The organism is Pontibacter aquaedesilientis, assembly GCF_014773225.1.
Classification (GTDB): domain Bacteria; phylum Bacteroidota; class Bacteroidia; order Cytophagales; family Hymenobacteraceae; genus Pontibacter; species Pontibacter aquaedesilientis.
On record NZ_JACXAJ010000006.1, the window covers coordinates 1 to 21,757 of the forward strand.

The window sequence follows — 21,757 nt, forward strand, 5'->3', positions numbered from 1 at the left end:
TTTTACTACCTTCATACTGTGGCAGTAGGGGCAATTTACCTGGATAGTTATCTCGCACATAACTTCCTGTAAACACCCTTGCTGCCATACTTATTCCCGCATCATACATTGTAGACCACAACCTAATTTTTACCTTATATTTAGAAGACAATCCTGCAGATGCCTGCAGTTTAACCAGATTCATTTCAACCAGTATCGATTGAGCGCACCATGACTGCATACGAAGAATACGCGACACAGGAGTTAAGAATCTGGCAGCACCAAATGCAAAGGTCCCCCTCCTTTGCCAACACGCTGGCCATGAGAGCGCAGCGAAAACTGAACAGTTACATTCCAGAGAAGGTACACCAGGCGATCACAGGCACCATCAAGCAAATGGTGCGGGCCGTGCTGTTCGGCTCCGAACTGACTACCCGCAAGCCCCACCCTTTTACCTCGCTGCAGCTTACCGAGGCGCTGATTCAGGAACGTATAAAATTTTACAAAAGAGCGGCAGCGGCAGAAGGCGGCATTATCGGAGCAGGCGGCATTCTGCTGGGCTTCGCGGACTTTCCGTTGCTGTTGGGCCTCAAGCTAAAAATGCTTTTCGAGATAGCCGCGCTCTACGGCTACTCAGCCGACGACTACCGGGAGCGCCTATACCTGCTGCATATCTTCCAATTGGCTTTCAGTAGCCAGGAACAGCGCCGACAGGTATACCAGCTCCTCGAAAATTGGGAAGTTCAGGCCCAACACCTGCCGCAGGACATTCACCAGTTTGACTGGCGCACCTTCCAGCAGGAGTACCGCGACTACATCGATCTGGCTAAAATGGCACAGCTTATACCTATTATTGGGGCTCCGATTGGCGCGGTGGTCAACTACAGGCTCATCAACAAACTGGGCAACACAGCCATGAACGCCTATCGCATGCGCTGGGTGCAAGGAATAAGCAGCCAGCGCATCCGGTAGGCTTTATTTCTTACGGCTCACCCACTTGTTGCCTTTCAGCCAGAAGCGCCAGGGCAGCAGGGCATCCTCTCCGGCATAGTCAATCCCTATGCGCGGGCCAATAGCTATACCTTCGGCCTGCACTTCTACACCTCTATCTTCTACCCAAATTGTGTCGCCGGTAAGCGGTGTGCCATAGTGCTTCCGATCTATCCCCAGGGCGATGCTCAGCACGCCGGGGCCGGCCGTAAGATTGGGCTTTGGGCTGGCCATGTTGCGCCGCAGCAGCATTTCCTCTATCCCCTCGGTGGGCTCGATAGCCCGCACCAGCACGGCATCGGCCTGGCCTTCCACGTTGGTGATGATGTTGAACAGGTTATACATGCCGTACACCAAGTACACATAAGCCACACCGCCTTCGTGGTACATGATTTCGGTACGCTTGGTCCGTCGGTTCAGATGCGCATGGCAAGCCTTGTCCCCTACCCCCGAATAGGCTTCCGTCTCTACAATGATGCCCCCGGTCAGGATACCGTTATGCTGCGTGTACAGGTGCTTCCCCAACAAATCCTGCGCGACCTGCACGACATCGGGGCGGGTATAGAATGATTTTTCGAGCTTCACGTGATGAATATTGGTTATTGTGTAATGAGTGGTACAGTTGATTCACAAATAATATATTACGGAGAAAGACAGGTATATGTACCACGCTTTCATCCTCTACTCATAATCATGCATTATTCGTGACGCATTCATAAATAGTCATTATCTTTACGCCAGATTGGTGGCCTTTACTGCTTTCGTGGTAAATGCCTTAAAAGGGAAATAGGTGTAAGACCTATGCTGTTCCCGCAACTGTGATCTTCGATAGAGGGTTAGCCAACACCAACGCCACTGTGCAGCATTCGCTGCATGGGAAGGCCGGCTGACTGAAGAGAGCCAGGAGACCTGCCAGTCCGACAACACATAGTCGTATGCTTTCGGGTAAAAAGCTGCACGGCCTTCGCTATACCTGCGCGCGCTGTTCCTGCCCTATATCTGCTGGCATGCTTCGGGATTTAAGCAAGCGTATACGTGGTACCTTTATCTTACCGTCTTTTTTGTTGCCTGTCCCTTTTGGCAGGTATAACCCCGGCAGCCCTGGCGCAGCAGGATACAGCTGTGTATCAACTGAAAACAGTGGAGGTCTTTGGCAAACCCGCCGAAGTCTTTGCAGCGGGTAGTCGCGTGAGCAGCCTGGACAGCAGCTTCCTGAAAACCTATGCTTCCGGTTCGCTGGCCGATGTGCTGCAGGCCCGTACCCCCATCTTCCTGAAAACCTACGGAGCCAGCGGCATTGCCACCCCTACCTTCCGGGGAACCAGCGCCACCCACACCGCCGTGCTCTGGAACGGACTCAACATTAGTTCGCCTGCCTTGGGCCAAAGCGATTTTTCCACCCTGCCAGTCACAAGTTTAGGAGAGGTGGCCGTGCAGCACGGTGCCGCTGGCGCTACCTATGGCAGCGGTGCCATTGGCGGAGCCATCCTGTTGCATTCACCCACTTTAAATGAACCCGGCTTCGGGGCAGAGTTGCAACAGGAGCTTAGCAGTTTTGGGCGTTACTTTTCCAGCGCCGGGGCAAGGTATGGTGGCCAGAAAATTTCCGTAGGGCTGAGTGGTTACCGCTTGGCGGCTGAAAACGATTTTCCTTACCGCGACTACGGCAGCTTCGGAGCACCTACCCGCCGGCAGGAGCAGGCCCGGGTGGAGCAACACGGCTTCACGCAGGATGTGACCTGGCAACTAACTGAAAAAACGCGCCTTGCACTACACGGCTGGTATACCTATGCCGACCGCGAAGTGCAGTCAGCGCTGGGCGCCGCCAGCACAAATGCCCAGCAACTCGATAAGAACCTGCGCCTGATGGCCGACTTGGGGCATGACAGCCGTTGGGGCCAGACCAGTGTGAAGGCCGCTTGGTTCTCCGACTACCTCCGCTTCACTGACAACAGCAACCATTCCGTCACCGATATCAACACTTTTCAACTGCAGACAGAGCAAACCTATTCCTACGCCAGTCGCTGGAGTCTGCGCGGTGGCGTGAACCTGCAGCACTTTGCCGCCGATGTGCAGGGCTATGGCAGAAAGGTGACCGAAGACCGGGCCGCCGCTTTCCTGCTTTTCCGATTTGACCCGGCTCGTCGCTTGGATCTGAGCCTGAATCTGCGGCAGGCTTTTGTGAAAGGCTATAACCCCATTCCTGCCCCAACCCTCGGTGCCAACTGGCTCATGCTGGAACAAGGCGATCATCGGCTATACCTGAAAGGCAACATTTCGGGCAGCTACCGGGTGCCGACGCTGAACGAGCGCTTCTGGCGACCGGGCGGCAACCCCGACATCAAACCCGAACAAGGCTGGAGCTTCGAAGGCGGCTTGCGGCATGTATACTCCCAGGGCACCATCCTGATAGAAACGGAAGCATCGTTGTACCGCATGCTCGTCGACAACTGGGTGCAGTGGATGCCCCTCGAATCCGGTTACTGGTCGCCCCGCAACCTACAAAAAGTGCGGTCACAAGGTATAGAAATGAGTAGCCGTGCCAGCCAGAAGCTAGGCGAGTTTGATCTCGCAGCCACCGCCGGCTATACCTATACCGCCTCCGAGCAGGTGAAGGCTTATGAAGGTCCCGAAGAGTTGCATCAACAGCTGGCGCATGTCCCGCTGCACAAGGCTCAACTAGGCACTGATGTGGCTTTCCGTTCCTGGACTTTGCTGGGCAATATTACTTACAACGGTTTACGCTATACCAACAACAGCAACACCTCCAGTCTGCCGGCCTATACCTTGCTGAGCCTGGCACTGAACAAGAAATTTGGTGTTGGTCCATACCAACTCATTGCCTCGCTACGCACCGACAATGCCACCAACACCGATTACCATGTCCTGGAAAACATGCCCATGCCACCCCGCAGTTTTGCAGCCAGTCTTCGCTTTATCATACTCTAACCATATTTCAATAAACATATAAACATGAAAAAGATTACCCGCTTCCGCAGCCTGCTTTTTTCCGCTGCCTTTGCTTCCTGTGCCGTAGTTTTTGCCAGTTGCGATAAAGCTTCCGACGGACCGACAGGCGAGTATGCCCGCAACGGCGTGCTGATCTCTAACGAGGGAGCCTTTACAAAATCAAATGCCTCGGTTAGTTTTTATAGCCATGATAGCCGTTCGGTTGAGAATGAGGCCTTCAAGAAGGTGAACAACCCGCTGGTGCTGGGCGATGTTTTGCAGCACCTGTCTGTGCACGGCGATCGGGCTTTCCTGGTGATGAATAACAGTGGCAAAGTGACCGTGGCCAACGCCAACACCCTGAAAGCCGAGGGCGAGATCACGGGTTTAAACGCGCCGCGTTACTTCACGGCCCTGAACGAAGACAAAGGCTATGTAACCGAGTGGCTGGATTACGACCCAGTGACTTATGCGTATGGCAACGGCCGGGTAGCGGTGATCGACTTGAAAACACTCACGGTTTCCCGTACGATCACGGTAGGCGTGCAGCCGGAGCAATTGGTCATCAGCGGTGGTAAATTGTTTGTTGCTAACAGTGGCGGCAGTACCGTATCGGTAATCAACACGGCAACCGATGCTGTGGAGACTTCCGTCACGGTGAATGAGGGCCCAAACAGTTTGGCATTGGACCGCAACAATGTGCTGTGGGTGAGCAGCCGAGGCAAGAAAGTATACAACCCGGCAGACTGGTCCGTGAGCGAGGAGAACAGCACCCCTGGTACACTTACCAAAATCAATCCTGGCAACAATTCGGTTAGCAGTGTCCTGACTTTTTCGCGCAATGCGCCTTCTCCAAGCAAACTGACGGTTAACGATAGCCGCGATAAGCTTTACTATGTGTACAATAACAGGGTATATGAGCAGCAGGTGAATAGCAACTCCTTAGCAACCAAGCCGCTCATCGACCGTGGCACTTATGTGCCTTATGGCTTCAACGGCTTGGGTATAGACCCGGGCTCAGGTATGATCTACGCAGGAAAAGCCCCGAACTTTACTTCAAATGGCTGGGTGGTGCGCTACAACAACCAAAGCGGCGCAGCAGTCGATTCTTTTCAGGTGGGGATTGCTCCCAACGGCTTTGTCTTCCGCTAGGCTTATACCCTAATTTAGCTATACCTGAAACCAGAACTGCCCAGCCTCTTTGCGGAAGCCGGGCAGTTCTGGTTTATACTGTTCCCTTATTGTTTCTTAGGGTTCTGGTTCAGGTTTTTGTCGTAGCGTTTATCGCGTTTGCCCTCCTGGTTGTAGGCGCTGTCGCCAATGGCGGTTTCTTCTCTGCCTTCATATATTTCCTCATATTCCGCAGTGGTATCACTGTATCTACCGGTACGGTCCATTTCTTCGGTCTCCTCAATATCGCTGCGCTCTACATTGGTTTCGCCTGGGTCGGTGCCTGTGCTGCAGGCGGCCATACCTACACCTAACAGAGCTATGGCAAACAGGTAGGCTTTCTTCTTTATCGATTTCATAGTTTGATTCGTTTTACGGTTTTAATAGCGGAGCACTCCTTCGGCAGCTCGCATGATAATGTACGACCAGCCCACAAATTGAGTTGAAAAAACACTGCAACAACCCTGCTCAACGTATGATTCTACAAGACTAATGAATCACGCTATGGAAAAGAAACAAGATAAGCACCAGCCCCCAAAAACAACCAAGGAGATGTCCACGGATGTAAACAAGGTAAAAGGACAACAGCAATCGCCACCACCGCAGGGCACCGGCGAAAATGATCCTACAAACACAAAAGACGACAGTTCTGACGCAGAGGCACAAAAAGGCCATGCCTGATAGTAAGCTACGCCGCTATACCTTACCTTTGCGGCTTCACGTTTTTTTTATGAAAAAAGCTATTCTGAAGCCGTCCGTTAAGCGCAAGCTGCTGGTTATCTTTTTGCTCTGCCTGTTCTCGGCATCAGCCCTGCAACTCTATACTTTTGGGTTCGCCGACAACTTCTTCCTGAACTGGTTTCGTATGTTTTCGGTGCTGTTTATACTGGTGGGCACCACCGTGCTCGCTATTGTGCCGGGCGTCAACTACCTCGTTAACAAACTATAGAAGCTACTGCGGTAAGTTTTTAAACTGGAAAAGCCCGTGACAACATCACGGGCCTTTCTCATATCGGGAACAATTGAAACACTTACACCATCACAAGCCACTGCTTCAGGCGATTTTTTTTGCGCCGCATTCCGCGACCTGAAAAAGCTCTAACCAAACTTAGACTATTTCACCAGCCCTGAAGCATTCAACTTTTGATGATTATAATACAAATATATAAATATTTAGATTGATTTATATCAATAAATATGATTAAAGTGCATTATTCTCTCTCCCCTTCCTGTCAACTTAATATAAGCCGCTCATCACCAGTATCTAACAATTGAACCCGCCTCGACTCGGCACTGTTGAAGGGGCAGTATTTATTTCGAAAGCGCTGCAGAATCAGTAGTTTTGTAGTCCGCGCCTTATTCAGGTGCCTGTTATTATAAGAATCCTCAGACTTGAAGAAACCAACTATACTGCTTATTACGCCGCCGCTCACGCAGCTTAACACGCCATACCCTGCTACCGCCTATATCAAAGGCTTCCTGCAGGGACAAGGCTATACCCTCACGCAAGCCGATTTTGGCATTGAGTTGGTGCTGCGTATGTTCACGAAGGCGGGCCTGGGCAGAATTTTCGAGGCGATCGAAGCAGGTGCCTTCGAGCTATCGGACAATAGCCGCCGCATGGTGCGCCTTAAGCGGGAATACCTGAACACGATCGAACCGGTCATCCATTTTCTGCAGAACAAGGACAATACCCTGGCCCAACAGATCAGCTACAGCCGCTACCTACCCGAAGCCTCCCGTTTCGACCAGGTGGAAGACATCGATTGGGCATTCGGCAGTATGGGTATTACTGACCGGGCCCGCTACCTGGCCACGCTATACCTGGAAGACCTCGGCGACCTGATCAAAGAGACCATTTGCCCTTACTTCGCCTTCAGCCGCTACGCCGATAAACTGGCCATGTCGGCTACCTCGTTTGACCCGCTGGAAGAAGCCTTGCAGACGGAACCCAACCTGGTGGACCAAATGCTTTTGGAGTTGCTGGAAGAGCGCTTGCAAGAAGTGAAACCGGATGTCGTGGGCTTTTCTATACCTTTCCCGGGTAACCTTTACGGTGGCTTGAGGCTAGCCCAGTATATTAAAGCAAATTATCCACACATCCATACCCTGATGGGAGGCGGCTACCCAAATACAGAGCTGCGCAGCTTGCGTGAGCCGCGCCTGTTCCAATACATTGATTTTGTGACATTGGATGACGGCGAAGGCCCGTGGCTGAAACTATTGGAATACCTACAAGGCGAGCGCCAGGTGGATTTTCTGCAGCGCACTTTTATGCTGCAGGATGGTAAAGTGGAGTTTATAAACGGCTGCCTGGACAAGGACATTCCGCACACCGAGGTCGGCACACCCGACTACAGCGACCTGCCACTGCAGGATTACCTGTCGGTGATCGACGTGATCAACCCGATGCACCGCCTTTGGAGCGATGGCCGCTGGAACAAACTCACCGTGGCGCACGGCTGCTACTGGAAGCGTTGCTCTTTCTGCGACATCACCCTTGATTATATTTCTCGCTACGAAACGGCTCCTGCCACCTTGCTGGTCGACCGCATCGAGCAGATCATCGCCCAGACAGGTCAAACTGGTTTCCATTTTGTAGACGAAGCCGCACCGCCTGCTGCCCTGCGCGACCTGGCCATTGAGCTGATCCGACGTGGTGTCAAGATCACCTGGTGGGGCAATATCCGCTTCGAGAAAACCTTTACGCCTGACCTCTGCCGCTTGCTGGCCGCTTCGGGTTGCATTGCTGTATCGGGTGGTTTGGAAGTAGCCTCTGACCGCTTACTTAGCCTGATGCAAAAAGGCGTGAGCATCGCACAAGTGGCCCGCGTGACAGATGGTTTTACCCAGGCCGGCATCATGGTGCATGCCTACCTCATGTATGGTTTCCCGACGCAAACGGCACAAGAGACGATTGACTCGCTGGAAGTGGTGCGGCAACTTTTCCTGAATGGCGTAATCCAGTCCGGCTACTGGCACCGTTTCAGCATGACGGCGCACAGTCCGGTGGGCAAGCACCCCGAGAAGTTTGGTGTGGTAAGAGTGGGACCACCGGAAGGTGACTTTGCCAACAATGACCTCTGGCACGACGACCCGCAGGGCACCGACCACGAGATGTTCGGTCCGGGTCTGGCGAAAGCCATTTACAACTACATGCACGGTGTTGCATTGGAAGAGCCACTTTCCTTCTGGTTTGATTTTAAGGTGCCGCGTGTCACCACCGACCGTAACCTGATCGCCAAAGCCATACAGGAACCCGCCAAACCGGACAGCGATCGCAAGCTGGCCCGCGTGTTCTGGCTGGGTAACGTGCCCGAGATCGACTTTATGATGTATGCAAAGAAAGGTCAAACCATTGAGCGTTGCGTCCTGACGTTTTACGAGAAAGCCGAAGATTTCCAGATCAAAACCACGGCTAATATCGGCCAGTGGCTACTGGAGCAGTTGACTTTGTTGAGCACGGAAGAGGCTCCATCTGTAACGCTACAGCAATTGGAAGCGACCTACCCACCAGACGCGCATATGAATTTCGTAGAGTTTTTGGCCTCGCCGGTCTGGTTTGAGCTGCGGGAGAAGGGCTTGTTGTTGCTGTAAGTTGGGATTTAAAAATTCAAGTTCTAAAATAAGACTGTAAAAAGGAAAAGGCGCTTTTGAGGCGCCTTTTCCTTTTTATACCTGTAATGCTCCCTTATGCCTTTTTCAAAAATTCCGTCTTTAACACCACTGTGCTCTTGCCCATCCGGCACTCCACCTCATGGGGGCTGCCTGTCAAACGGATGCCCTTGATCACGTTGCCTCGCTTCAGGGTGGTAGACATCCCTTTCACTTTCAGGTCTTTTACCACGTGCACGGAGTCGCCGTCGTTGAGGATGTTGCCGTTGCTGTCTTTGGTTTCCATGTTATTACGGTTCGAAGTGACACCTTGATTGAGCTGCAAGCTACAAATTTGAAGGCCATATCAGAAATTATCATGCAAAGAGGCACCCATAGCCTGAGCCCTGGGTGCCTCTAAATCATATACCTGCCTATACCTTAATCCCGCTTCGATTTGAGTAACTGCCGCAGCTCAGCGAGTTCATCCCGATACTTGGCAGCCTGCAGAAAGTCGAGGTCTTTGGCGGCGGCTTCCATCTGCTTCTCGGTTTTCTTGATGAGCTTTTCGAGCTCGTCGCGCTTCATCATCTGGATCACCGGTTCAGCCGCAATCGACACATCCTCCGGACCGGCGTACATCTTCACCTCTTTTTTCTTGGAGTCAGCAACCGATGTCTGCTCAAATATCTCGTCCTTGGTCTTGAGGATTGTGCGCGGCGTAATGCCATGCTCCTCGTTGTAGGCCATCTGGGTGGCGCGGCGGCGGGTGGTTTCGTCGATGGCACGCTGCATAGAACCCGTAATGCGGTCGGCATACATGATCACGCGCCCTTGCTCGTTACGGGCAGCTCGCCCCATCGTCTGGATAAGGGATCGCTGGTCACGCAGGAAGCCTTCTTTGTCAGCGTCGAGGATGGCCACCAAACTCACTTCCGGCAAATCAAGTCCCTCGCGCAACAGGTTCACACCGATCAGCACATCGATAATACCCAGGCGCAGTTCCCGCAATATTTCCACACGGTCCAGGGTTTTTACCTCGGAGTGCAGGTATTTCACCTTTATGTTGAGGCGGTCCATGTACTTGGCCAGTTCCTCGGACATGCGTTTGGTCAGTGTGGTCACCAACACGCGCTCGTTTCGTTTGATGCGTTCGTCCACCTCGTCCAGCAGGTCATCGACCTGGTTGGCGCTTGGCCGTATCTCAATCTCCGGATCCAGCAGGCCGGTCGGGCGAATGATCTGCTCTACAATCACACCTTCTGATTTCTGAATCTCATAGTCGCCCGGCGTGGCGCTCACAAACACTACCTGATGCATCAGGCTCTCAAACTCGTTGAACGTGAGCGGTCGGTTATCCATGGCGGCAGGCAGTCGGAAGCCATATTCCACCAGCGACACTTTGCGCGAGCGGTCGCCTCCCCACATGGCGCGTACCTGCGGTACGGTTACGTGGCTCTCGTCAATCACCATCATGAAATCATCCGGAAAATAATCGAGCAGGCAGAATGGGCGCGCACCTGGGGCACGGCGGTCGAAGTAGCGGGAATAGTTCTCTATACCTGAGCAATAACCCAATTCGCGGATCATCTCCAGGTCAAACTCGGTCCGCTCCTTTATGCGCTTCGCCTCCACCGGTCGGTCCTCTTTCAGGAAATAGTCGTGCTGGGCCACCATGTCGTATTGTATCTCATGGATAGCCTGCTGCAGCGTGTCTTTGCCGGTCACGAAGAGGTTAGCCGGGTACAGTGTGATGGTTTTCTCGTCGGCTAGCTTCTTGCCAGATTGCGGATCGATGCGGTGTATCTGCTCCAGTTCGTCGCCGAAGAAGTACAGGCGATAAGCAAAATCTGCATAAGCTGGGAAGATGTCGACCGTGTCGCCCTTCACCCGGAATGTTCCACGTGTGAACTCCGCCTCAGTGCGACTGTAGAGAATCTGCACAAAGGTATAGAGCAGGTTGTTGCGGCTATACTTTTGGCCCGGCGCCAGGTATACGACGTTCTTGCCAAACTCCTCCGGGTTACCGATACCGTAGATACAAGACACCGACGCCACCACAATCACATCCCGGCGACCCGACAGCAGGGCCGACGTCGTGTGTAGACGCAGTTTCTCAATCTCCTCGTTAATTTGCAGGTCTTTTTCTATGAATACATCCGACGACGCAATGTAAGCCTCGGGCTGGTAGTAGTCGTAGTAAGAGATAAAGTATTCTACCGCGTTGTCGGGGAAGAACTGCTTGAACTCTCCGTAGAGCTGGGCCGCCAGGGTCTTGTTGTGGCACAGCACCAAGGTCGGTTTGCCCACATTCTTGATGACATTAGCCATCGTGAAGGTCTTGCCCGTACCCGTGGCGCCAAGCAGCACCTGTGCGGGTTCTCCGCTCTGTATACCCTTCGTGAGTTGGGCTATCGCTTTCGGCTGATCGCCGGTTGGTTGAAATTCTGATGTTAGCTTAAAATCCATTCGATGGTTTTACGACATGTAAAGATATACTATAACATGAAAAATGAACTGGAAGTTTAGCTTTTGTTGATATTAAAGCTGGAAAAGCCAAGGTATGGAAAAACAAAAAACCTGCTCTGAAAGCAGGTCTTTGTACGTCTAACTATTCCTAACAAAAACATTCAAAACCTTAGTGCCCCACCGTGTTGGCAGGGCATACCTGCTTTACTCTGACGGGTGGGTACATCATATATATGGCGGCGCAAAAAGGGCCGTAATCGCCGTTCCGTTCCAGTGAAAGGTGCAATAACAGACCGGCTTTACGTAACTCCAAAGGCAGGTTATCGGTCGTAACGAACCCGCTTTGCAGCTGGCCCACGTACTCCTTGCTGCGCTGACCGGGTGCTGTTTCATCTCCAAGCACCTTCAGTACAACCCAGCCCCCTGCACAGTCAGGTCCTATTACCTCCACCTGCACGCACGAAGGCACCGCCTCCTCCTCTGTGCAACTCACCGCAAGCAGCGACAGCAGCAGACAGAGTATGGCGATACACAAGGTGCTTTTCATAGTTGTAGATTGTACTGGTGAACTTTATTATGATTGTAACAGCCTAACAGCAGGGTACCGATTTTGTGCGATGCCATGCGGTAGCAGTCTTCTGCATGGCAAGCTCCATATACCCTGTGTTTGGAAAGTCTGGTTTACTTGTATAAAAAATAAGTATCGGTGAACACGGCGCTAGGTTCCGTTCCGCTGTAGGTACTTTCCAGCACCAGCTTGTTGCCCTGGCGCTGCATGAGCCGGACCTGCGCAGACCATCCGAAATTGCGCAGTACAAAGCCTCCTTTTAAGCGGGTATAGTCCGCCTTGAAACTGTCGCGGTATAAACTGTTTGCACTTTGTGTGCTCCTGCGCTGCAGAAAAGCACTGTCTGCCTTAAACTCGAAGTAATCGTCATCTGTCCCGTAGTACACAACCGAAACACAGTTGCCGCTTCTGCACAACCTGTTATTAACCCTCTCGATGCGCCATTTGCCCTGCACGGCCTGCTGTATTTCCATTTCCTCAAACATCGGCTGCATGTCTTCGTCTGTTTTGTTACAACCCGCCGTCAGCCCAACAAAGGAAACGGCCAGCACCACTAGCCCTATTCTGGATTTCATAACCATGAAAAAACGCTGCGTTTAAGAACCAACCACCAAGCCCGAGCAACCGGACAATATGACTGACAGGAGCAAAAGCGCCAGCAATACATACCACCCCGATAAGTTTTCCCGGCCAGCGGCCACAAAGGCCATCAACGATTGAAGAACGGATCTCATGAACAGCATCATTTGCATAGCGCTTTAAAAATCAATCTTTTTACAATTACATGATTCTTAATTGCGCCAAAGGGTTGCAAGCCCATGGAAAAATAAAACAATTATTTTCTGCCGGCTCCCAATTGATAGTTAAGCGCCACATTCAAGCCCAGCGCGTATGGTCTGCCTTGAGGGGCCATGGCATTTTCGGGATCGGCTACAAGCGTGCTGAAGTAGTTTCGCACCTCAGGGCCGAGCGCCAGCGTCAGGTTTGGCGTCAGCCGCTTGCCTATGCCCACCGATGCATTGCCTGACATCTGCACCTGACGGAAGGGAGACTCCTCATCTTTGGGCGAGTAATTCACCGCCTGCACCTCATTGGTCGATGCGGACACACTGGACTCCAGCATAAAATTGGCCGCTACGCCGCCTGCCACATACACAAACCAGTCTCTGGCAATGCCGTGCTCATACTGCAAGCCGACAGGTATGGACAGGTAACGGTACTTGTAATCCACGTCAAACGCCTCACCGGTTCTGGCCACACTGATCGAGTCGGACGCAAAATCGTTTTTAAGAGAGGAAAGAAAGATGGTAGAAGGGCTCATCTCGAACTGCTCTTTGGTACGCGGCTTAAACCAGAACTGGCGCACCACATAATTTGATTTAGTACGGGCCGTGTTCTCACTATACCCAATACCAGTCAGGAGTTTGAGCTTTTCTTTGAGCTTGAAGCCAGTCTTCACTTCCATGGTATAAGAGAAGGCAGGCGCAGTCATGTCCTGATACTCATTGCGAGCCGCACTCATGTTCCGGAACGACTCCTGAGAGGCATTCACGTCGGAGGAGGAAGAAGCAATCCCCATTCTGCTGGAGCTCACTCGGGATGGCTCGGGTAAACCGATGTTCTGCTCAAAATAGCCTGGCGCATAGGCCAGGCTCAGGCTCCAGCGATTGTCGCGGCTGTTATGCGCTGCTGCTTTGTCGCTCTCTTTGTTGAGTGTGCTGGCAAGCACCGTTGCCTGCTGCTGACTCTGCTGCTGGCGCACGGCATTTTGCTGCTCGCTCATTTCCACAAAAGACCTGGACTCGGCTGCCAGGCCACTGTTACGCTGCGGTACTGATTGCCCTGCATTAGATTCGATGCCGAAGGTAATGGTGATGCGCTCCCAACTTATGATTTGGCTATACCTGTTGCCGCTTGTAGCCCAGGGCCCGTTTATACCTGAGCCTATACTACCCGGAACACCGCCTGACACAAAACCTTTGCCCTGCCTGGCTGTAGGCGCCACGCTGTATCCCAGAAAGGGGCTATACCCGGCTCCGGCGTTGTAGTACGTACCCATTTCGCCTTGCCCGCCTGTTATGGCAACTGCCTGAGCTGAATGCCTGGCTTCGGAGCCTGCAACACCACGTGTGCCGGGCTTTGGTATGGCCTGAGCAGTTTGGGGCTGCGCAGCGCCTGCCGGCTCCGCGCGCTGTTCCAGGTAAGCTTGCATGGCCGCTTCTGGCGTTACCGGTGCCAGGGAGGCTTGGCCTGCTTCAGGCCGGGCGGCTATACCTTGCGGCGAAGCACCCATAGGCAGGTTGCGGTTGTAGTAGAAGGCTAGCAGGGAGCCCGTTAAGGCAAACAAAACGAAACAGGCCGCCGCGAGTTGACGGTAGAATTGTGCGCTCTTCTTGTAGCCCTTATTTTCCTGCACTGTCAGGTCGTGGTCTATACGGGCCCACAGGTCTGGGGCAGGATTGGCCTCAGCGTCGAACAGGCGGCGCTGGAACTCCTCTTCCAGGGTATGGCGCTTTTGGTTATTGGCTGATGACATGCTCTTGATATATTTTATCCTGGCGCTCGAGCATACCTTGCAGTATGACACGGGCGCGTGAATATTGTGATTTGGAGGTTCCTTCGGAAATGCCCAGCATCTCCCCTATTTCTTTGTGATTGTAACCCTCGATGGCGTACAGGTTGAACACCATGCGGTAACGTGGGGCGAGGCTTTGGATCATGCCCAGCAACTCATCCATGGAGTAGCCGGTTAGGTTGACATCTGCCGATGCGATATTGCCCGCCTCTTCCGTTTCATGTGAAACGGTCATAAGCGACTTTTGGCGCAGTTGTTTCAGGGCCGTGTTGATCATGATGCGCCGTACCCAAAACTCCAGCGGACAGTCCCGCTTGAAATTCTGAATATTGGCGAACACTTTCACAAACCCCTCCTGCATCATATCCTCTGCCTCAAAGCTGGTAGGCGCGTAGCGCAGACAAACCACCATCATCTTCTTGGAATAAAGGTCATACAGGAGCCGTTGCATGTCCCGCTTGCCGGCCATGCACCCCTCTATGAGTTTATCCTCGTCTGACTTAGGTTTTGTAAAAAGCTTCAAACGCCTTTTCTGTTAGCTTCACCTCTATGAGTCCCATAGACAGGCAATGGTTGCAAGCCCTATAAAATATTTTTTAAGGCGCTCTCAGCAGGTGCCCTGAAGCATGAACAAGTTACCTGCCAGGTAAAGCTAGTAAAATTTAGTGTTTGAACATGACAATCCTTACCTATTTGGGATTGGGCACTTAATGGGACCACTAACGCCAGGAGGGCATGGTGGCATGGGCCTGAAACCAATGAAGGCCTTCCACAATGGAAAGGCCTTCGTTGGTATATTTGAGGTGAGAAATTCGTTACAAAATTGAAATGAACAGTAGCTTGTAGAACAGAATGGCCACTGCCGCCGCCGCCAGCACCCAGGCATAACCTATGACTTGATAAGCTTTTGTAGCAGCGTCGCTTTCATGGCTCAGCACTTCATAGGCTTTTAGTCTTGCCTGCCCTAACACATTTTTGGAAACCAGCTGGTAGGCCATATGCAGCCCCAATGCAACCAGCACCACGTCGTCTATAAAACCGAAAACGGGCACCAGGTCAGGTATGAAGTCTATTGGAGAGATTGCATACCCGATCACAACAGCTAAAAGAAATGGGACATACCATCTTACCTCCGGGTGGCGGGCAGACAGGTACAAGGCATATATCTCTGCATTCATCTCATGCGCCTTCTGGCGTAGGTAAGTCAACTGCATCATGGGTATTAGGGTAAGGCGTGCGTTTGCTATACCTTACGCAAAGTCCCCATCATAATGTTGCACGCAACAGAATATAACCGCAATATATTAGAACAGCCGCTCGTTGTTCCAGATTTCCCAGGAAGCCTCGGCTTGGGCATACAGCATCGGCATGCCATTGATCGTCCTGGCACCGGCTACACGGCCTTTGGATAGGAACAAGGTCTCCTCGGGGTTGTACACCAGATCATAAAGGAAATGCCCCTCGGTCAGCGCCTCATAAGGTATGGCAGGAGCCCGCTCTATATCAGGGGCCATGCCCAAGGGTGTCGTGTTGATAATCAAGGGATAAGCCTGCAGTACTTCCGGTGTTATAGCCGCATAAGCCAGCTCATTTTCAGAAGGATTTCTTGAAACGCAGGTATAGCCTATACCCAATGAACTCAGGGCAGCCCATACCGCTTTGGCTGCCCCGCCAGTACCCAGCACCAGCGCCTTGCTCAGTTCTTCAATCGGATAGAATTGTTGCAGGGTATCCCGAAAACCAATGAAGTCAGTATTGTAGCCTTTGAGCTTGCCACCCGAAACGCAAATGGTATTGACGGCCCCGATCTGCGCAGCACTTTCATCGAGCGCATCCAGATAAGGTATAACCGCCTCCTTGTAGGGCACGGTCACGTTTAACCCAACCAACTCAGGTTCGCGAGCCAGTAAAGCAGGAAAAGCCGTGATCTCAGGTAGTTCGTAGAGTTCGTACCTGGCGTTGGCTATGCCTTCCGTCTCGAACTTCTCGGTAAAGTAGCGCTTTGAGAAGGAATGCCCGAGCTTTTGGCCGATGAGTCCGAACCTGCGCATACCTATACCCTTTCGGCTGTGTTGTCGTCGGTCAGGCGGTCGATCAGGTATACCAGCAGGAAGCCGAAAATAGCCAAGCCGATGGCGTAGAGCAGGTATGGCTCCTGACCTGTTAGCTGCGCGTAGGTGCCCGGAGAGACGTTTTCCTGAATCAGCGGTTTCACCACGCCATGGCGGTCGGTGTAGGTCTGCACGGTTTGTTTCCAAGGCCATACCTTGTTCAGGGAGCCTACCATAAAGCCCGTCAGCAGGGCCACCGTGATGTTGTAATAGTTCTTGAGCATCCAGTTGAGCACGTGCGAAAAGGACAGGAGACCTGTCACACAACCCACAGCGAACACCAGAATCATATCAACCTTAAACTCCTTGAGCGCATTCATCATGAATTCATACTTGGCCATCAACAAAAGCAGGAAGCTGCCAGACAAGCCGGGCAGAATCATCGCACAGATGGCGATAGCGCCGGAAAGGAATACAAACCAATAGGCCTCCGGCGTCTGCATCGGCACGGCAATCGTCACCCAGTAGGCAACGGCTATACCTGCCAACCCTGCCAACACCACGATGGGCCGCCATTTGGTTATTTTCTTGCCAACAACCAGCGCCGAAGCCACGATCAAGCCGAAGAAGAAGCCCCACAGCATGATCGGGTAGTTTTCCAACAGGAACAGCACCAACCTGGAAAGGGAAGCGATGGAAAACAGAATACCAGTGACCAGTACGACCAGGAACGTGCCATTGATATGGCTCCAGAAACCTTTTAAGTCGAAGCGGGACAGCAGGCGCAACGCCTCGCCGTTGACGGAGCGAATGGAGTCAAGCAGCTCTTCGTAAATACCGGTGATGAAGGCAATCGTACCACCGGACACACCCGGTACAACATCGGCCGCTCCCATGCCCATACCTTTGGAGAAAAGCAGCAGGTACTCTTTTAAAGATCTTCGTTTCATGCTTTTTTGATCTGATTTTGGATAAGCACAAAAAAATTGCCCCTCAGTTTTGCTGACGGGCAATTCAATGTTTTCCGGACGTATTAAGCGTCAATAATGGGTGCTCCGTTGTTGAGGAAGTGTGAAAAGGTATCGCCGCGCAGGCCCAAACGGATCGTCTCGAGCGGAATAACCTCGCTTGGCGCAATGTTGCCCAAGTTCACGTTCGCACCCAGCAGCTTGATAAACCATACCTGCTGTGCTTTCTGCGGTGCTTCCCATAGTATCTTCTCAAAGGGCACCTGCGTCAGAATCTCTTCTACAAGGCCGCTGCGCACCTCGCCGGTTGAACGGAACAAGCCGACATTGCCGCCTTCACGGGCCTCCCCGATCACTTTCCAGGCACCGGCGTCCAACTCGGCCTGCATCAGCCTGATCCACATGTAGGGCGGGATGATCTTCTCAGCGTCTTTGGAGCCAACCTCGGACAATACGGTCACCTGCTCAGCCAGCGTCTGAATATAGCCGCACTTTTTCTCGTGCGACATCTCCAGCGATCCGTCAGACACCTCGGCAAAGGTCATGTTATACTTGTCGAGCACGCGGCGGTAGTCGTCGAACTGGTTGCGGGCAATAAAAGCCTCGAACAAAGTGCCACCAAAGTATACCGGTATACCTGCTGCTCTGTACACGTCCAGCTTTTTCTGCAGGTTAGGCACCACAAAAGAAGTGGCCCAGCCCAGTTTCACGATATCTACGTAGTCACCTGCTACTTCCAGGAAATCTTCTACCTCACGGATGCTCAAGCCTTTATCCATGGCCATGGTAAAACCACGCTCACGCGGCTTCGCCTCACGCTCTGGCAGGCTGTTCAGATTATAGTTGTTGATCATTATTTGCGGTATTGGTCAATTAATCGGGATAATGCACGCTGCGACTCCAGTTCTGGAAAGAACTCAAACAGCAGCTTGTGTTTGTCGAAGTCCAAAATTAAAGCATTTTCCAGATAATTGTAAGCTTCCCGGTATTTTCCTGCCGAAAGCATGTAGGCGCACGCTCTATAATACAGCTCTGCCTCGTCAGGCTGCAGTTCTATCGCGTTTAAAATAATATCGGTGGCTTCCTCAAAATTGCCCTGCTCATACAGAATGATCGACCAGTTCAGGTAGATGTCCTTGTCCTCTGGCTGAATCTCGGCGGCACGGGCGTAACTTTCGAGTGCCGACACCACATGGCCCACATGATACTCCGCCGAAGCCAGCGCTACCCAGTAGTCTACACTGTCGTCGTACAGGTTCACGGCTTTCTTGAAGAAGTGCACGGCCTCATACCATTTGCCCTGCGCATCCAGCACCACGCCAATACCAAACCAAGCCTCATCCATATCCGGATCAAGGTCGATGGATTTCTGGTAGTAGCGGCGGGCCAGGTCCCACTGCTGCATTTTCTCGTAGCATTCCCCTATGTTACAAAACACCTCCGCCGACGGGGAACCGTGCTCCAGCATGGCATTGAACGCCTCTACCGCCTTGGTATATTCACCCAAAAACACATAGGCGTTGGCCATGTTGTTATAGGCTGTGATAAAGTCAGGCTTGATGATAGTAGCATAATCGTAGGCGGCGATGGCTTTGTCATAAGACCCCAGCTTGTTATAGACGTTGCCCAAATTGAACCACGCTACATACGAGTAAGGGTCTTTGTCGATAAAAGCCTGAAAAAAGGGCAAATCCTCGCGCATAGAGCCTGTTATCTCCATGCAATAGATGATCTCCTGCATGGCCGCCTCGTTTTCCACATTCAGCTCAATGCATTTCTTGTAATACTTGATGGCCGAGCTAAACTTGCCCCAACTCTGGTACGTCAATCCTATGTTAAAATAGATATCGTCGCGGTCCTCGGCAAAGGCCAGCGCTTTTTTGAAATGGTCTACGGCGTCGCGGTACTCGCCACGCTGCGTAAAGATAATGCCACGAGTCAGGAGCACGTCAGGGTTCTGCGGCTCTACTTCGGCCACCTGATCGATCAGCACCATGGCGTCCTCGAAGTTGCCGGACATCGCCAGCAACTGCGCCTTGTCTATTTGAAGCCCGGTCGAAAAAGGATATTGTGCGATGGCAGAATCACAGGCCAGCAATGCCTTCTTATAGTCAAAGTTGGCGGTATAGTGGTCTATGATATATTCAAAATCGGTCAGGTCAAAAAAAACGGTCTCGTTTGTTCCCAGCATCTGTTCGAACCTTATAATCAGTTCAGAATCCTCGCTGTGCTCGTCAAAATTCTCTTTCATCTCCTATATCCCACAAACTGCGAAAAGCAGCTTTTGTCTTCTTACTACATTTATAAACTGCAAATAGTTTAGTTTGAACGGGCCACTTCCAGACCACTCTGATCCTGTGCTATTTGCCGTAATCCATCACACGTCCAGGCAATGGTTTCGGTGAGTGGCCTGAAGGCCAGCCCCACTGATTTACTAACCTTTTGGCTGTCAAATAAGTGGCTTTTGGCTGATACACGGGCTGTGTCCTTGGTGATCAGCGGGCGGCCTCCCGTTAGCCAGGCCCGGACATGCTCCAACCGCCATACGACCTCGGCCAGCGCCGGAGATACCTTGAAGGACGGGGCTTTTTTGCCAAAGCACCGGGCGGCCTCTTCAAAGAATGCCTTGTAGGTAAGCTGCCCTGCATTCAATATAAATCTTTCGCCGGATATTTCCGAGAAAGTGAGTTGTAACATAGCCTCTACCACATCGCGCACGTCCACAAAATTGGCAGTGCCACCGGTATAGAAAGCACGTTCCTGGTATACATATTTAAACAAGCGTGTACTGCTGCGGTTCCAATTGGCCGGCCCCAACACAACCGATGGGTTCACGATCACGGCTTGCAGGCCTTCGGCTATACCTCGCCATACCTCTAGCTCACCAAAATGCTTCGACTCGGCATAGACTGATTGCTTCTCGCCTGCATCCCATTTACTGTTTTCATTCAGCACATCCATACCTTTGCCGCGTCCTATGGCGGCGATAGAACTGACATGGCATAATTTAATAGGCTCCTCGGCCTCAAGGCAGGCATCTACTATGTTGGCAGCGCCTTCTACATTGACCTGCTGAAGCAGTCCGGCGTCCTGTGGCGCATACGACACCAAGCCAGCACTGTGAAACACATAGTTGATCCCTTTCAATGATTTTCGCAGCAGGGCAACATCCAGTATGTCTCCTTCAACCCACTCTACCCGATCCGTGCCTTGAATGGCAGGTACCCGCCCACGATACAGCGCACGCACCTGATGCCCCTGCGCCAGAAGTGCCGGTATAAGGTAGCTGCCAATCAGGCCGCTGCCGCCTGTCACGAAAACTGTGGCCATGAGTAAAGGTGATTAGTGGATTATAGCTTGCTGTTGAGGAGTGGGAGTTCCAGCGCCTTCACGAGGTACTTAGAGTAAAGTACTTTTTGCATGTTGGCGATGTGCTTCAGGCTGTGGGCATCGGAACCCAGAAAGTCTACCAGTCCGGCGTCTATCAGTTTTTCGACCACCATTTTAGCGCCCGGTGAATAGTAACCTGTAAGTGAGTTGAGATTTGGCTGTAACAGTACGCCCTGTTCGCGCAGCCTCACCAGATCATCGAACTTGCCATAGAAATAGGTATAGCGCTCTGGATGGGCCAACACCGGCTTGTAGCCCAGCGACTGCATTCGAAAAATGGCCTCGCGCAGGTTGAGCGGCTCGTTCAGGAAGGACGTTTCAAACAGCAGGTAATTATCTCCGAATGTGAGTAACTCCTCCTTGTCCTCCAGCTTCTGCAAAAGAGCCTCATCCAGGTAATGCTCGGCGGCGCAAGCCAACTCTATGTCTATACCTTCGGCTGTTACGGCCTCCTGCAGCACCTGCAGGCGCTCCCGAATTATCTCAGGGGTGTTGCGATAGAAATCGCTCATGATGTGCGGCGTCATGATGAGTTTGCGATAGCCCATTTCCTTCATGGCGCGCACCAGTTCCAGCGACTCCTCCACTGTAGCGGCACCATCGTCTATACCTGGCAAAATGTGTGAGTGCATGTCCACGCCGAGTATATTCAGCGACTCAACTTGCACTTCTTCCCTGCCAAACAAATTCTGGAAAAACTTTATCATTTGCCTATTTAAACCGTACGTACACGGCACCTAACACCAACATTGCCAAACGCAACAACGCAACATCAAAATAACGCAATAATTGCACGCTATCAAAATAAACGAAGCCGTTACCGGTTTGTATATGAAAAGGCCAAATGGAGACAACTGGAAAAAGCGATACGGAGACTACTGGACTTAGCTGTCCGTCATAGTAGCCAATAGCATATGCGGCCAATCTATTTGTTGTTTGAACATCAATTAAATCAAAATTAAACTTTGAATTTGCCAAGCGGCCTTATTTGGTTAGATTTGTAAACCCTTTATCAATAGTTACCGGTTATTCAGGTATAACACTCGACTATAAA

23 protein-coding genes and 1 riboswitch are annotated in these 21,757 nt (G+C 52.0%); of the genes, 6 read left to right on the plus strand and 17 right to left on the minus strand.

The features are described 5' to 3' along the window. Positions 1-184, minus strand: a 184-nt coding sequence (locus H9Q13_RS18055) for a hypothetical protein (RefSeq protein ID WP_224744266.1), incomplete at its 3' end; no start/stop codon positions are given. Positions 185-210: 26 nt separating this feature from the next. Here H9Q13_RS18055 and H9Q13_RS12365 point away from each other — a divergent pair. Further along, the gene (locus tag H9Q13_RS12365; RefSeq protein WP_191184125.1) at positions 211-951 is read left to right on the plus strand and encodes an EcsC family protein; all 741 of its coding nucleotides are present in this window, start codon (positions 211-213) and stop codon (positions 949-951) included. A gap of 3 nt (positions 952-954) precedes the next feature. Here H9Q13_RS12365 and H9Q13_RS12370 read toward each other — a convergent pair whose 3' ends face one another. Next, entirely contained in the window at positions 955-1,554 is a 600-nt protein-coding gene (locus tag H9Q13_RS12370; RefSeq protein WP_191184126.1) for a DNA-3-methyladenine glycosylase, read from the minus strand. A 141-nt stretch (positions 1,555-1,695) separates the two neighbouring features. Further along, a riboswitch (cobalamin riboswitch) is annotated at positions 1,696-1,900 on the plus strand. A gap of 104 nt (positions 1,901-2,004) precedes the next feature. Between H9Q13_RS12370 and H9Q13_RS12375 the strand changes: the two genes are divergently transcribed. Both H9Q13_RS12375 and H9Q13_RS12380 read left to right on the plus strand, forming a co-directional pair. Beyond that, positions 2,005-3,918 (plus strand): TonB-dependent receptor plug domain-containing protein, encoded by a 1,914-nt coding sequence (locus H9Q13_RS12375; protein WP_317173899.1) that lies wholly within the window; start codon positions 2,005-2,007, stop codon positions 3,916-3,918. A 24-nt stretch (positions 3,919-3,942) separates the two neighbouring features. Then, entirely contained in the window at positions 3,943-5,070 is a 1,128-nt protein-coding gene (locus tag H9Q13_RS12380; protein WP_191184128.1) for a DUF5074 domain-containing protein, read from the plus strand. An 86-nt stretch (positions 5,071-5,156) separates the two neighbouring features. Here the strand turns inward: H9Q13_RS12380 and H9Q13_RS12385 are convergent, their stop codons facing one another. Beyond that, entirely contained in the window at positions 5,157-5,447 is a 291-nt protein-coding gene (locus H9Q13_RS12385; RefSeq protein WP_191184129.1) for a hypothetical protein, read from the minus strand. 145 nt (positions 5,448-5,592) lie between these two features. Between H9Q13_RS12385 and H9Q13_RS12390 the strand changes: the two genes are divergently transcribed. The 3 genes from H9Q13_RS12390 (at position 5,593) to H9Q13_RS12400 (ending at position 8,685) form a co-directional block, all read left to right on the plus strand. Then, positions 5,593-5,769 carry a hypothetical protein gene (locus H9Q13_RS12390; protein WP_191184130.1) on the plus strand — a complete coding sequence of 59 codons (177 nt, stop codon included), beginning with the start codon at positions 5,593-5,595 and terminating at the stop codon, positions 5,767-5,769. 49 nt (positions 5,770-5,818) lie between these two features. Beyond that, entirely contained in the window at positions 5,819-6,037 is a 219-nt protein-coding gene (locus H9Q13_RS12395; protein ID WP_191184131.1) for a DUF2798 domain-containing protein, read from the plus strand. A 443-nt stretch (positions 6,038-6,480) separates the two neighbouring features. After that, positions 6,481-8,685 carry a B12-binding domain-containing radical SAM protein gene (locus tag H9Q13_RS12400; protein ID WP_191184132.1) on the plus strand — a complete coding sequence of 735 codons (2,205 nt, stop codon included), beginning with the start codon at positions 6,481-6,483 and terminating at the stop codon, positions 8,683-8,685. 94 nt (positions 8,686-8,779) lie between these two features. Here the strand turns inward: H9Q13_RS12400 and H9Q13_RS12405 are convergent, their stop codons facing one another. The 14 genes from H9Q13_RS12405 to H9Q13_RS12470 form a co-directional block, all read right to left on the minus strand. Beyond that, positions 8,780-8,989 (minus strand): alkylphosphonate utilization protein, encoded by a 210-nt coding sequence (locus tag H9Q13_RS12405; protein WP_191184133.1) that lies wholly within the window; start codon positions 8,987-8,989, stop codon positions 8,780-8,782. Between the two features lie 134 nt (positions 8,990-9,123). Next, the gene (gene uvrB, locus H9Q13_RS12410; RefSeq protein WP_191184134.1) at positions 9,124-11,151 is read right to left on the minus strand and encodes an excinuclease ABC subunit UvrB; all 2,028 of its coding nucleotides are present in this window, start codon (positions 11,149-11,151) and stop codon (positions 9,124-9,126) included. 169 nt (positions 11,152-11,320) lie between these two features. Continuing rightward, positions 11,321-11,698: a hypothetical protein gene (locus H9Q13_RS12415; RefSeq protein ID WP_191184135.1), complete on the minus strand. Its 378-nt coding sequence runs from the start codon at positions 11,696-11,698 to the stop codon at positions 11,321-11,323. Between the two features lie 134 nt (positions 11,699-11,832). Continuing rightward, complete coding sequence (locus H9Q13_RS12420) at positions 11,833-12,294, minus strand: hypothetical protein (RefSeq protein ID WP_191184136.1); 462 nt, start codon at positions 12,292-12,294, stop codon at positions 11,833-11,835. A 260-nt stretch (positions 12,295-12,554) separates the two neighbouring features. Continuing rightward, a complete protein-coding gene (locus H9Q13_RS12425) occupies positions 12,555-14,255 on the minus strand; it encodes an outer membrane beta-barrel protein (protein WP_191184137.1) in 1,701 nt (566 codons plus the stop codon). Beyond that, the gene (locus H9Q13_RS12430; RefSeq protein WP_191184138.1) at positions 14,239-14,817 is read right to left on the minus strand and encodes an RNA polymerase sigma factor; all 579 of its coding nucleotides are present in this window, start codon (positions 14,815-14,817) and stop codon (positions 14,239-14,241) included. The genes H9Q13_RS12425 and H9Q13_RS12430 overlap by 17 nt, the downstream gene beginning before the upstream one ends. A gap of 292 nt (positions 14,818-15,109) precedes the next feature. Next, entirely contained in the window at positions 15,110-15,511 is a 402-nt protein-coding gene (locus H9Q13_RS12435; protein WP_191184139.1) for a YkvA family protein, read from the minus strand. An 87-nt stretch (positions 15,512-15,598) separates the two neighbouring features. After that, complete coding sequence (locus tag H9Q13_RS12440; protein ID WP_191184140.1) at positions 15,599-16,345, minus strand: shikimate dehydrogenase family protein; 747 nt, start codon at positions 16,343-16,345, stop codon at positions 15,599-15,601. A gap of 2 nt (positions 16,346-16,347) precedes the next feature. Beyond that, positions 16,348-17,295: a DUF368 domain-containing protein gene (locus H9Q13_RS12445; protein ID WP_224744267.1), complete on the minus strand. Its 948-nt coding sequence runs from the start codon at positions 17,293-17,295 to the stop codon at positions 16,348-16,350. Between the two features lie 83 nt (positions 17,296-17,378). Further along, positions 17,379-18,167 carry a phosphosulfolactate synthase gene (locus H9Q13_RS12450; RefSeq protein WP_191184141.1) on the minus strand — a complete coding sequence of 263 codons (789 nt, stop codon included), beginning with the start codon at positions 18,165-18,167 and terminating at the stop codon, positions 17,379-17,381. Then, positions 18,167-19,564, minus strand: coding sequence for a tetratricopeptide repeat protein (locus H9Q13_RS12455; protein ID WP_191184142.1), 1,398 nt, complete (start codon positions 19,562-19,564; stop codon positions 18,167-18,169). Before H9Q13_RS12455 ends, H9Q13_RS12450 begins: the two co-directional genes overlap by 1 nt. Positions 19,565-19,632: 68 nt before the next feature. Further along, positions 19,633-20,643 (minus strand): NAD-dependent epimerase/dehydratase family protein, encoded by a 1,011-nt coding sequence (locus tag H9Q13_RS12460; protein WP_191184143.1) that lies wholly within the window; start codon positions 20,641-20,643, stop codon positions 19,633-19,635. Positions 20,644-20,663: 20 nt separating this feature from the next. Next, positions 20,664-21,410, minus strand: a complete 747-nt coding sequence (locus tag H9Q13_RS12465; protein WP_191184144.1) for a tyrosine-protein phosphatase — start codon at positions 21,408-21,410, stop codon at positions 20,664-20,666. Between the two features lie 4 nt (positions 21,411-21,414). After that, the gene (locus H9Q13_RS12470; RefSeq protein ID WP_191184145.1) at positions 21,415-21,681 is read right to left on the minus strand and encodes a hypothetical protein; all 267 of its coding nucleotides are present in this window, start codon (positions 21,679-21,681) and stop codon (positions 21,415-21,417) included. Positions 21,682-21,757: the final 76 nt, after the last annotated feature.